Raw genomic sequence first — 11,719 nt, 5'->3', positions numbered from 1 at the left:
GGACCGTAGGCGCCCCCCTCGTCGGGGTCAACAGCGGGGAATTGACGCGACCAAACCGTTACCGAACGGCGGTGCTCTATCCTGTGCGGCATGCGTGATGATGAGACCGAGGGCAGGATCACTCTGGCCGATGTGGCTTCGAAAGCGGGCGTGTCACTTTCGACAGTTTCGAAGGTGCTCAATGGACGTCCCGACGTGGCCGCGCCGACCCGGAGCAAGGTCGAACGCCTGCTGGAGGCGAACGGCTACCAGCGCCCCTCCCCCACCCAGCCCGAGTCGCGGCTGATCGAGATCGTCTTCCACGAACTCGAGAGCGTCTGGGCGATGGAGCTCATCCGGGGCGTGGAGAACGTCGCCAAGAGCCGCAACATGAGCGTGGTGCTCACCGAGAGCGGCACCCGGCACGCCCCCGGCCCCGAGTGGATCGAGGGCGTGCTCCGCCGCCGCCCGCTCGGCGTCGTCCTGGTCTTCTCCTCGCTGCCCGACGACATAAAGCGCAAGCTGCGCTCACGGGCCATCAACTTCGTGATCATCGACCCGGCCGGCGACCCCGAGCCCGACGTCCCGTCCGTGGGCTCTGCGAACTGGGCCGGCGGCGTCGCGGCCACCCGCCACCTCATCGACCTCGGCCACCGCCGCATCGGGATCATCACCGGACCCGACGACATGCTGTGCTCCCTGGCCCGCCTCGACGGCTTCCGCTCGGCCATGGGCATGGCGGGACTCACCGTCGACAACGACCTGATCCGCTACGGGGACTTCCACGTCCAGGGCGGTCACGACGGCGCCCTCGCCCTGCTGGAGCAGCCCGACCCGCCGACCGCCATCTTCGCGGGCAGCGACCTGCAGGCACTGGGCGTCCTGGAGGCGGCCCGGGTCAAGGGGCTGCAGGTGCCCCGCGACCTGTCCGTGGTGGGCTACGACGACATCCCGCTCGCCCAGTGGGCGAGCCCGTCGCTGACCACCGTCAACCAGCCGCTGGTCGAGATGGCCGAGGAGGCCGCCCGGATGCTGCTCCGGCTCTCGCAGCCCGAGGAGGTCGGCGACAAGAGCAACACCCGTATGGAGCTTGGCGTCAGACTGGTCGTCAGGAAGAGCACGGCATCCCCGCGGGAGCCCGGGGCGACCCCCGGGGGTTGACACCCGAAAGGGCGCGGAACGGGCGCACGGCGGCGTCCGCGGGGGCGCGGGGCACCCCCTGGAGCGGCGATGTGACGAAGGCCACACTCGATGTCAACGCTCTTCGGGGTGGCGGCGATTACCGCGGGCGCGAGGCGGGAAATGCTCGCTATGGCCGAGGCCAAGAGCCCGGCCGGCCCCGCTGGTGGGCGTTCTTCTGAGGGGGAGATGCACCCATGCGCACCCACGCACGACATGGCCGCGGCGAACGCACGCCGGCGGTGCTCGAGGAGGAGCACGAACGTCGCGAGCCGTTCGAGCTGCTGACGGCGGACGACGCCGACGACGCCCTCGACGACGAGGGTTATGAGATCTTCCGGGTGCACTGCCCCGACTGTGCCCGCCCGATCGCCCTCCTCGCCGACGAGGACGTCCTGCCGCAGCACGCGCTGTGCGCCTCGCCGTGGAACCCGTTCGGGCTGACGGTCTGCCCCGGCTCGGGCCGTCCCACGCCCGAGGTCGCGCCGGCCGACGACGACGCCCGCGCCGAGGACCTCGAATGGGGCGCGCTGCTGACGCTCCCCGTCGGGCTGGACTGGCGCACTCAGCCGTTCTCCCACGTCGGCGGGCCCGGTTCCCGGCCGATCCGCGTACCGTTCCAGCGCGCGGCCTGAACCGCGCCCACCGCGTACGCACGGCGCCGCGCCGCCTCTGCCGGGCGGCGCGGCACCGTCGCGCCGGGGCTCAGCGCTCCTTGCTCTCCGGACCGGCGAGGCTGCGGGCGATCACCATGCGCTGGATCTGGTTGGTGCCCTCGACGATCTGCAGCACCTTGGCCTCCCGCATGTACCGCTCGACCGGGAAGTCGGCGGTGTAGCCGTAACCACCGAGCAGCTGCACCGCGTCCGTGGTCACCTGCATCGCGGCGTCCGTGCAGAACAGCTTGGCCATGGCGGCCTGCCGGGAGAACGGCCGGCCCGCGTCACGCAGCCGGGCCGCCGCGAGGTACAGCGCCCGGCCGGCCTCGATCCTGGTGGCCATGTCGGCGATCATGAAGCGCAGCCCCTGGAAGTCCACGACGGGACGGCCGAACTGCTGCCGGGTCATCCCGTACGCGAGCGCCTCGTCGAGGGCGGCCTGGGCGACGCCGATGGCGCAGGCGGCGATGCCGAGGCGGCCGGAGTCGAGGGCCGACAGGGCGATGGTGAAGCCCTGGCCCTCGTCGCCGACGCGGCGGCTGTCGGGGACGGTCACGCCGTCGAAGTGGACCTGGGCCGTGGGCGACCCCTTCATGCCCATCTTCTTCTCCGGGACCGCCGCGGTCAGGCCCGGCGCGTCGCCGGGCACCAGGTACGCGGTGATGCCGCGCGCGCCCTCGGCACCGCTGCGGGCGAGCACCGTGTAGAAGTCCGCGACACCGCCGTGGGTGATCCACGCCTTGGTGCCGTCGATCCGCCATGCCGCTCCCTCGCGGGTCGCCCGGGTGCGCAGGGAGGCGGCGTCGGAGCCCGCGGCGGGCTCGGAGAGGCAGTAGGCGCCGAGCAGGGAGCCGCCGAGCATGGCGGGCAGGTGCTCGGTGCGCTGCTCCTTGCTGCCGTAGTGGGCGACGGCGTGGCAGGCCAGGGTGTGCACGCTGACGCCGAGGCCGACCGTGAGCCGGGCGGCGGCCAGTTCCTCGAGCACCTGCAGGTACACCTCGTACGGCTGGCCACCGCCGCCGTACTCCTCCGGGTAGGGCAGTCCGAGCAGCCCCGCCTCGCCGATGAGGCGGAAGACCTCGCGCGGGAAGACGCCCGCGTCCTCCTCCTCGGCCGCCCGGGGCTTGATCTCCCGCTGGGCCAGCTCGCGTACGAGCGCGAGCAGGTCGCGGGCCTCCTCGGTGGGAAGCTGTCGGTCCACCGGCTGAAGGCCGTCGTGGGACATGGCGGCACTCTCCTCCCTGTCGGGCGCTGCGGCGGCGTCCGCTCAGGGTTGTGGCGGCGCTACCGGGTCGTCGACCGTCGACCGATGGTCTCCCGCCGGGTCACGGCATGGTCCGACCTGCGGCTTCGGCGCGTTGGAGTATGCCCGATCGGAGGCGTCGGAGTCACGGGGTGCCAGGCCTTCCGGGGCGTGCGGCGGCGGATTTTTCCATACCGCACACCCGGTGGCCGGCTTTTCGCAAGGCTGTACGGACTGATGGGCCGTTCGGGTTAACGTCGTCGCGCGCGCGGTGCGCGTGCGGGACGTGAGCGACCCGCGTCGCAAGCGAGGAAAGGTGATGCCGGTGTCCGTGTTCCGTGCGTGGGTCCCGAGGGTGGCCGCGGTGGCGGTCGTCGCGCTGGCGGTGACGGGCTGCGGCGGCCAGGACACGGATGCGGCGGGCGGGCCGGTCGCCCTGGAGCGGATCGGCGAGGCCGTCGGGTGCACCCCGCAGTTGCAGACCGACGTGGAGGACCTGCGCCAGGGGGCGTGCACGACGGCACGCGGTGCCTACGTGATGCTCACCTTCACCAGCTCCGCCGGCCAGAAGTCGTGGCTGGAGGAGGCGGAGCCGTACGGCGGCTCCTACCTGATCGGCGAGCGCTGGGTGGTGGAGGCCGAACCCGAGGCGCTGGAGCCGGTACGCGAGAAGCTGGGCGGCAGGGTCGAGGAGGGCGCGCACCACGGCCATTCCGGCGGCTCGTCCTCCGCGCCCTCGTCCTCCGCGAGCCGCTGATCGGCCTCGGCACGGGCGAGGCCCGGCACGGGCGAGGCCCGGCACACGTCGGCCTGCGCCTGATGTGCCGGGCCGCCGTCGGCCGCGGGCTCCGGGACGGGGCGGGTCAGACCTCCAGGTCGGCTTCGATGCGCCTGAGCTGGTGGCGGGCCATCGCCAGGTTCGCGCGCTCCTTGTCCAGCGCGACGTAGAGGAACAGGCCCTTGCCCGAACGCCCGGTCAGCAGCCGGATCATGTGAATCTGAGTGTTGAGCGTGATCAGGATGTCCTCGATGTGCTCCTTGAGGTTGAGCATCTCCATCGTGCGCATCTTGGCGCGGACGACGTCGGTGTTGCCCGCGGCCGCGACGGTCAGGTCGAGGTCCTTGGAGCCCCCGAGGGTGCCCAGGGCCATGCCGCTGCCGTAGTCCACGAGAGCGACGCCCAGGACGCCCTCGATCGACGTCATTACATCCTTCAGCGCGGTCTCGGTGTTGGCCATTGCGGTCTCGCTTCCTTGGGGTTGAGTTCTCTGACGTGACGAATGCCTGGGTCCGGTGGCGGCGCGGCCGCGTCCCGTGCCCGGCGGCTTGTCGGCTGATGAACTGGGTCGTACGGTCATTTCCGCTCCTGACGTTGGAGCGCGAGGTCGACGAGATCCTCGATCCGTCGACTGGATCGACGGGCCTCCAAGTGCAGGCGGCCCACGTTGGAGCCGGGTCCCGCCACCAGGGCGAGGGCCATCGCGCCGCCGGCGGCGTACGCGGCGATGTAGCCGCGGTCCCCCCTGACGAGCAGTTCCCGGAAGCCGCCGCATTCGGTGGCCTCGGTGATGCGGGCGGCCACGCCCAGCGCCGCCGCCGTCAGCGCGGCGACCCCCTCCGGCTCCGGCCCGCTCAGGTCGTGTGCGACGACCAGGCCGTCGACGCTGGCGACGAGCCCGCCCGTCAGGTGCGGCAGCCTCGCCCGCAGGCTCCGGAGTTCGGCCAGTACGTCGGCTTCGAGTGCCACCAGCTGTCTCCTTCCGGCGAGCTGCCGCAGAGCCTTCCTCCACGGTCGTTCGGCGGGCGCCGGGCGGGTCGGCAGGGCGCTCACAGGCGGGCCTCCAGGGCGGCACGAAGTCGTAGCAACAGGGCGACTGAGGGGTCGGAGGACGGCATGACCGCCGGCTGCGGTCCGCCGTAAGCCGGGGGCGGCGCCACCGGAGCCGCTTGCACGGGCACGGGCGGCACCGGCACGGGCGGTGCCGGCGGGACCGCCGGGCGCGGGGGCGCCGGAACCGCGGGCGCCTGGGCGCGGACCGGCATGCTGATCCGGCCGGTCGCGGCCAGCCGGCGTACGTCCAGCAGGGTCGCGAAAGCGGAGCGTCCCAGGTGCCAGGCGATCTGCACGGGCGTACGGGATCCGTCCGCCGCCGCCAGCACCGCCAGCTGACCGGGCGTGGGGGCCCTGGCACGGCCGCCGCGCACCTCGCCCTCGGAGCGCGGGACGACGGGGCCGGCGTCGGTGTCGTCCCAGGGCCAGGCCCGCTCCAGTTGCGCGCGGCGCCGCTGCGCCTCCCTGGCCACGCGCTGCGCGGGGACCGCCCGGGAGATGGGGCCCAGCCGGGAGGTGGCCCCCGGCTGGAACCGGTCGGGTTCCGAGTCGGGCAGCAGCGTGAAGTAGGCGGCGTCGAAGAGCGCCAGCAGGTGGCACAACTCCAGTTCCCCGCGGGCCACCCTCCCGGTGTCGACGAGGTGCCCGCCGACGCCGCGCTCGGCGCTCGCGGTGGTGACCGCCTCGCGCCACTGGTCCGGGGAGAGCAGCCCGCAGGCCATGAGCCGTACCCCGAGGTCGGGGGCGCAGGGGCTCTCGGCGTGGACGATCGCCCCGTCGTGCAGGTAGACCGCGCCCGCCGATCCGTACAGCGCTCCGCTCGCCCTCGCCTCGGCGAGCCGGGCCAGCGCGGCGGTGAAGGCGTACGCGCCCACCACCCCCGCGCGCACCTGGGCCTGCGCGCCTCCGCGCGCCGGAGTGCGCCGGGGCAGGCCGCGGACGGCCAGCGCCGGCCGCGCCGCCTCCGCGCCGGTCATACGAGCACCAGCCGCTCGGCGATGGACTGCAGTCCGAGCCGGGCGACGGCCAGGTTGGCCATCGACCGGTCCAGCCACAGGTAGAGGACGACGTCGCTGTCGAAGGAGGTGTCGAGGAAGCGGATGAGGTGGTAGCTCCCCGCCGCGGTGATGATGATGTCCTCGACCGGCACCCGTCCGGACTCCTTGGCGGTGAAGGTGCCGCTCTCCACGACCGCCCGCGCCGCCTCGGTGGTGTCCGCCGCGGCCGCCTCGTGACCGTGTCCCGGTTCCTGCCCGACCGCCCCGAGGAGGAGACCGCTGCTCCAGTCGACCACACTCGCCCCGAGCACACCGGGAATCGCCAGCGCCTCGGAAAGGCACTCGTCTATGCCGGGCACGCCCACCCCTTCGCCGCGACTTCTGGTATACGGAACAGCACGGAACGTTACTCATCCCGTACGCGGAAAAGGTGAGTTGGGGCATTTTCCAGAGGCATGTGCGGGTGACTCGCTAGGATTCGCCGCCGCTTGTGATCAGTCGGCGCAATTGTCCTCGGGTCCGCCCCTGGCGATCCGCGCGAGGACGTCCAGCGCCTCGTCCAGGACCTGCGGCGACGGCGAGGCGAGGCCGATCCGTACGGCGTGCGGCGCCCCGCCGCGGCCCGCGGCGAAGGCGGCGGCCGGGGTGACGGCGATCCCCCGCCGGGCGGCGGCCGCGACGAAGGTGTCGGCGCGCCAGGGCGCTGGCAGCCGCCACCAGCAGAAGCAGGCGCGCGGATCGGCCGTGACCGAGAACCCGGCGAGGCGCTCGGCGGCGACCCGGGCGCGCGCGGCCGCGTCGCGCCGCTTGGCCGCGACCACCGCGTCCACGGCGCCGTCGCCGATCCACCGGCAGGCGACGGCCAGCGCGAAGCCGGAGGCGGCCGCGCCGGCCGAACGCAGGGCCGCGGAGACCGGGGCGGAAAGCTCCCGGGGAGTGAGCGCGACGCCGGCGGTGAGCCCGGGGGCGAGCCGCTTGGAGAGGCTGTCGACGAGGACGACGCGGTCGGGAGCGTACACCGCGAGCGGCGGCGGGGCGTCCGCGGCGAGGAACCCCCAGACGGCGTCCTCGACGGCGTGCAGGCCCAGCCGGTGGAGGGTTTCCGCGAGTTCGGCCCGGCGGCCGTCCGGCATCGTGACGCCGAGCGGATTGTGCAGGGTGGGCTGGGTGTAGAGCGCGTGCAGCGGGGCGGCGCGGTGCAGTTCGGCGAGGGCGGCGGGCAGCAACCCGTGCTCGTCGGAGGGGACGGGGACGAGGGTGATCCCGAGCCGTGCGGCGAGCGCCTTGACCACGGGGTAGGTGAACGCCTCCACGGCGAGACGGCCGCCGGGCGGGACGAGCGCGGCGAGGGCGCCGGCGATGGCCTGGCGGCCGTTGCCCGCGAAGAGCAACCGGCCGGGGTCGGGACGCGGTCCGCCGCGGGCGAGCAGTTCGGCGAAGGCCTCGCGTGCGGCCGGGGTGCCCGCGGCGGTGAGCGGGCGCAGCGCGGCGCCGAGGACGTCGGGGCGCTGCAGCGCGGCGAGCCCCGGGGCGAGCAGCTGCGACTGGCCTTCGGCGACGGGGTGGTTGAGCTCCAGGTCGATCCGCTGGGGTGCCGGCTCGGCGAGCGCGGGCCCGTCGGCGGGCGGTGCGGCACGGACGAAGGTTCCGCGCCCCACCTCTCCCACGACCAGGCCCCGGCGGGCGAGTTCGGCGTAGACGCGGATCGCCGTGGAGTTGGCGATGCCGTGCCGCCGCGCGAACGCCCGCTGCGGTGCGAGCCGGTCGCCGGGACGCAGGCGTCCGGCGGTGATGTCGGCGGCGAGGGCGTCCGCGACCGTGCGGTAGTCGTCCATCGGTGATCCCCTCGTGAGGCAATCCCGGCATTGCACCGAGAGCAAAGATCCTATTGCACCGAGTCGGGGGCGGAACCTAGCATCGCGCTCAACACCCCCGCGGAAGGGGGCGTATGCGAGGCGAGGAGATCCCCTTGGCGACGGCAGTGGTCAACGGAGTCACATTGGCGTACGACGACGAGGGGGACGGTCCGGGCACACCTCTGGTGCTGGTGCACGGCCACCCCTTCGACCGCTCGATGTGGGCACCGCAGGTCCCCGTCGCGGCGGCCGGCCGCCGGGTGATCGTGCCGGACCTGCGCGGCTACGGTGCGAGCGAGGTCGTCCCGGGCGTCACCCCGCTGGAGACCTTCGCCCGCGACGTCGCCGCCCTGCTGGACCACCTGGGCGTTCCGGAGGCGGTCGTCGGCGGGCTGTCGATGGGCGGTCAGATCGTCATGGAGTTCCAGCGGCTGTTCCCCGGCCGTGCGACCGGGCTCGTGCTCGCCGACACCTTCCCCGGCGCCGACACGGAGGAGGGCCGGCGGGCCCGCGAGACGATGGCGGAACGACTGACCGCCGAGGGGATGTCCGGCTACGCCGACGAGGTGCTGGACCGGATGATCGCGCCCCGCAACGTGACCGCGCTTCCCGAAGTCGCCGGTCACGTCCTGCGGATGATGCGCGGCGCCTCCCCCGAGGGCGCCGCGGCGGCCCTGCGCGGCCGCGCCCGGCGGCCCGACTACGGGCCTGTGCTGACCGCGGTGGGGGTGCCCACGCTGATCGTGGTCGGCCGGGACGACGCGTTCACCCCCGTCGCCGAGGCCGAGGCGATGCACGCGGCCGTCCGCGGTTCGCGCCTCGTGGTCGTCGAGGGCGCGGGCCACCTGCCGAACCTGGAGTGTCCCGAGGAGTTCAACCAGGCGCTGCTGGGGTTCCTCGGTTCGTGTTCTCAGGTCGTGGTGTCGACCAGCGAGAGCGAGTGAAGGCGGTCGGGCGGCCCGGGCCGGGCGTAGTACCACCCCTGCGCGGTGTCGCAGCCCAGGGCGCGCAGGTGCTCGGCCTGCGTGCCGGTCTCCACGCCCTCCACCGTCACCGACAGCCCGAGGGTGTGCGCCAGATCGACGACGATCTCGACGATCTTCACGTCCACCGGATCGGCCGGCCGCTGCTGCATGCCGCGCGTGAAGGAGCGGTCGAGCTTGAGCGTGGTGATGGGCAGCCGGCGCAGCGAGGCCAGGTTGGAGTAGCCGGTGCCGAAGTCGTCGAGGGCGATGGCCATGCCGAGTTCGGCGAACTCCCGCAGCGGGCGCATCAATTCCTCGTCGGCGCCGATGAAGGCGCTCTCGGTGACCTCAAGGCACAGGGCGGTCGGCTCCAGTCCGGCGTCCTTGATCACCGCGAGGGTCTCCGGGACGAGGCCGGGGTGGCCGAGCTGGGCCGGGGAGAGGTTGACGTTGATCCGCAGCGGATCGCCGTCGCTGCGCGGGAACTGCCAGTCCCGTGCCTGCCAGGCGGCCTGCTGCAGCACCCAGTGGCCGAGCGGCACGATCAGCCCGGTGCTCTCGGCGAGCGGGATGAACTGGTCGGGGCCGAGGACCCCGTGCATCGGGTGGCACCAGCGCACCAGTGCCTCGGCGCCGCGGACACTGCCGTCGTCGAGCCGCACCAATGGCTGGTATTCGATGAAGAACTCGCCGCGTTCCAGCGCCGTCGGCAGCCGATTGGTCAGCCCGTGCCGGGTGATGGCGCGCGCGTCGGAGTCGGGGTCGGCCACCTCGAAGCGGTTGCCGCCGGCGGCCTTGGCCCGGTACATCGTGATGTCGGCGCTGCGCAGCGCCTCGGCGGGCCCCAGGGAACCGGCCTGGCCCTCGACGATGCCGATGCTGCACCGTACGGACAGGTCGCGGCCGTCCACCCGGATCGGATCGGCCAGCGCGGCCAGGATCAGGTCGGCGAGGCCGGTGATGTCGGCGCGGCTGGCGGGGTTGACGACGAGGGCGGCGAACTCGTCGCCGCCGATGCGGGCCACGAGCTGGTCGGGAGAGGTGACGCAGGCCTGGAGGCGTTCGGCGACGGCGACCAGGAGCCGGTCGCCGACGGCGTGGCCGAGGCTGTCGTTGACGTCCTTGAAGCCGTCCAGGTCGAGGTAGCAGACGCCGACGCCCACGCCGTCGGGGCCGTCCAGCGTCTGCTCCAGGCGCTCGAAGAACAGGTTCCGGTTGGCGAGACCGGTGAGGGCGTCGTGGGTGGCCTCGTACCGCAGCCGCTCGCTGAGCAGGCGCTCCTCGGTGATGTCCTCCATCAGCGCGAGCATGTACTGGGGGACGCCGCCGGCGTCACGCAGCAGGGAGACCGTCAGATTGGTCCACAGGACGGTGCCGTCCGGCCGGTAGTAGGCCTTCTCCATGCGGTAGTGGTCGCGTTCGCCCCGGTTGAGCTGGCGCTGCATCTCCCAGACCTCGGGGGCGTCGTCCGGGTGCACCCAGTCGTAGACGTTCCGGCTGCGGATGTGCCGCTCCAGGCCGCCGAACATGGTGGTGAGTGCGGCGTTGACGTCCAGGACGCGGCCGTCCATGTCGGCGATGCCGATGCCTATGGAGGCGCCTTGGAAGACCGCGCGGAAGCGGACCTCGCTCTCGTAGAGGGCCTGTTCGGTCACGGCCCGGGCGGCCAGCGCCGCACGGGACAAAGCCTCCTGCTCGGTCCGTGTGCGCTCCTGCAGGGCCCGGGTGTACCCGGCGGCCACCCAGTGCTGCAGGCGGTTGCACCGGGTACGGCTCTCCTCGGACGGGAGGGCGGGGCCGGGCGGGCAGTACAGCAGCAGGTAGGCGTCGACGACGTCGAGGATGCGCGCGAGCGCGGCGGGGTCGGTGCAGTGCGCGGCCACGAGCGCGGCGCCGACCTCCGCGGCCGGACGGGGGTCGAAGGGCTGCGCGCGCAGGGTGGCGTTGAGACGCGCGGCGAGCGGGAGCAGGTACTCCTCGAACTCGCCGCGCGTCATGGAGGTGGCGGTGGCCGGGTAGATCGCCCGGCTCCAGATGATCGCGAAGCGCCGCAGACTGTCGGCGGGCTCCGGCTCCGGGCCGGGTTCTCTGGTCACGGTCACGCCTTGCGGCCGACGCCCGCGAACCCGCTGAAGACGACCGGGTCGAGTTCCTCGTCGTCCGAGCCGTCGGGGCGCCACAACGGCGCGGAGACCAGGCCGGGCTCGACGAGGTCGAAGCCGTCGAAGAAGCGCTCCACCCCGGCCCGGGACCGCATGATCAGCGGTGAGCTCGCGCTGCGGTAGACGTTCTCGACCCGCTCCCCCTCCTCGGGTCTGCGCGGGCCTCCCTCGACCGAGGCGTGGGTGACGACCAGCAGGCTGCCGGGGGCGATGGCATCCCGCAACTCGGCCACCGCCTTGGCCGGTTCGTCGGCGTCCTCGAGGAAGTGCAGGACCGCGACGAGCAGCAGCGCGACCGGGCGCTCCAGGTCGATGAGCCCGCGGACCTCGGCGCTGTCCAGGATGTCGCGGGGGGAACGCAGGTCGGCGGCGACGATGGCGGCGTGCTCGACGCCCTCCAGCACGGCACGGCTGTGGGCGACGGCGACCGGGTCGTGGTCGACGTAGACGACGTGGGCGCCGGGACTGGCGGCCTGGGCGACCTCGTGGACGTTGCCGAAGGTGGGAATGCCGGAGCCGATGTCGAGGAACTGGGTGATGCCCTGGTCGACGGAGAAGCGCACCGCCCTGCGCATGAAAGCGCGGTTGGCCTGCATGATCTTCGGCAGCCCCGGAAATGCCTCGATGGCCCGCCGTCCGGCCTCCCGGTCGACCTCGAAGTTGTGCGAGCCGCCCAGGTAGTAGTCGTAGATGCGGGACACGCTCGGCACGGAAAGATCGATGCCTTGCGGGGCCCAGGCGGGACGCTCCATCAACGGCTCCAACTCGTCGTCGGCGATCGGGACACGTGGTCGTGGACACGACCACGTGCGACAGAGGCTACTGATCGACCGTTCGAGAGGAAACA

At 73.1% G+C, this 11,719-nt stretch carries 12 protein-coding genes; 4 read left to right on the top strand and 8 right to left on the bottom strand.

All coding sequences use genetic code 11. The annotated features are described in order from the left end of the window. The first annotated feature begins 90 nt into the window (after window positions 1-90). Window positions 91-1,140 (top strand): LacI family DNA-binding transcriptional regulator, encoded by a 1,050-nt coding sequence (locus B085_RS0130495; protein WP_199789252.1) that lies wholly within the window; start codon window positions 91-93, stop codon window positions 1,138-1,140. A 215-nt stretch (window positions 1,141-1,355) separates the two neighbouring features. Continuing rightward, window positions 1,356-1,793 carry a hypothetical protein gene (locus B085_RS0130490; RefSeq protein ID WP_018562400.1) on the top strand — a complete coding sequence of 146 codons (438 nt, stop codon included), beginning with the start codon at window positions 1,356-1,358 and terminating at the stop codon, window positions 1,791-1,793. A 70-nt stretch (window positions 1,794-1,863) separates the two neighbouring features. Here B085_RS0130490 and B085_RS0130485 read toward each other — a convergent pair whose 3' ends face one another. Further along, window positions 1,864-3,042 carry an acyl-CoA dehydrogenase family protein gene (locus B085_RS0130485; RefSeq protein WP_018562399.1) on the bottom strand — a complete coding sequence of 393 codons (1,179 nt, stop codon included), beginning with the start codon at window positions 3,040-3,042 and terminating at the stop codon, window positions 1,864-1,866. A 343-nt stretch (window positions 3,043-3,385) separates the two neighbouring features. On the opposite strand from B085_RS0130485, the gene B085_RS0130480 reads away from it, so the two are divergent. Further along, the gene (locus B085_RS0130480) at window positions 3,386-3,817 is read left to right on the top strand and encodes a hypothetical protein (protein ID WP_158689857.1); all 432 of its coding nucleotides are present in this window, start codon (window positions 3,386-3,388) and stop codon (window positions 3,815-3,817) included. Between the two features lie 106 nt (window positions 3,818-3,923). Here B085_RS0130480 and B085_RS0130475 read toward each other — a convergent pair whose 3' ends face one another. The 5 genes from B085_RS0130475 to B085_RS0130455 all read right to left on the bottom strand — a co-directional run bounded on the left by B085_RS0130475 (window position 3,924) and on the right by B085_RS0130455 (window position 7,724). Next, window positions 3,924-4,298 carry a hypothetical protein gene (locus B085_RS0130475; RefSeq protein ID WP_018562397.1) on the bottom strand — a complete coding sequence of 125 codons (375 nt, stop codon included), beginning with the start codon at window positions 4,296-4,298 and terminating at the stop codon, window positions 3,924-3,926. 116 nt (window positions 4,299-4,414) lie between these two features. Next, window positions 4,415-4,807, bottom strand: coding sequence for a roadblock/LC7 domain-containing protein (locus tag B085_RS0130470; RefSeq protein ID WP_018562396.1), 393 nt, complete (start codon window positions 4,805-4,807; stop codon window positions 4,415-4,417). An 80-nt stretch (window positions 4,808-4,887) separates the two neighbouring features. Beyond that, the gene (locus B085_RS0130465; RefSeq protein ID WP_018562395.1) at window positions 4,888-5,868 is read right to left on the bottom strand and encodes a hypothetical protein; all 981 of its coding nucleotides are present in this window, start codon (window positions 5,866-5,868) and stop codon (window positions 4,888-4,890) included. Then, window positions 5,865-6,248: a hypothetical protein gene (locus tag B085_RS0130460; RefSeq protein ID WP_026251605.1), complete on the bottom strand. Its 384-nt coding sequence runs from the start codon at window positions 6,246-6,248 to the stop codon at window positions 5,865-5,867. Before B085_RS0130460 ends, B085_RS0130465 begins: the two co-directional genes overlap by 4 nt. A 135-nt stretch (window positions 6,249-6,383) precedes the next feature. Then, entirely contained in the window at window positions 6,384-7,724 is a 1,341-nt protein-coding gene (locus B085_RS0130455) for a PLP-dependent aminotransferase family protein (protein WP_018562393.1), read from the bottom strand. Window positions 7,725-7,858: 134 nt separating this feature from the next. Between B085_RS0130455 and B085_RS0130450 the strand changes: the two genes are divergently transcribed. Further along, window positions 7,859-8,689 carry an alpha/beta fold hydrolase gene (locus B085_RS0130450; protein WP_234018698.1) on the top strand — a complete coding sequence of 277 codons (831 nt, stop codon included), beginning with the start codon at window positions 7,859-7,861 and terminating at the stop codon, window positions 8,687-8,689. Here B085_RS0130450 and B085_RS0130445 read toward each other — a convergent pair. After that, window positions 8,656-10,812: a putative bifunctional diguanylate cyclase/phosphodiesterase gene (locus tag B085_RS0130445; protein ID WP_018562391.1), complete on the bottom strand. Its 2,157-nt coding sequence runs from the start codon at window positions 10,810-10,812 to the stop codon at window positions 8,656-8,658. The genes B085_RS0130450 and B085_RS0130445 overlap by 34 nt on opposite strands. Further along, window positions 10,809-11,624, bottom strand: coding sequence for an SAM-dependent methyltransferase (locus B085_RS0130440; protein WP_018562390.1), 816 nt, complete (start codon window positions 11,622-11,624; stop codon window positions 10,809-10,811). Before B085_RS0130440 ends, B085_RS0130445 begins: the two co-directional genes overlap by 4 nt. Window positions 11,625-11,719: the final 95 nt, after the last annotated feature.

The sequence above is a fragment of the Streptomyces sp. BoleA5 genome (assembly GCF_000373665.1).
Lineage (GTDB): Bacteria > Actinomycetota > Actinomycetes > Streptomycetales > Streptomycetaceae > Actinacidiphila.
The sequence above is the reverse complement of the archived record's forward strand: the minus strand, read 5'-3'. Positions and strand labels throughout refer to the sequence as shown.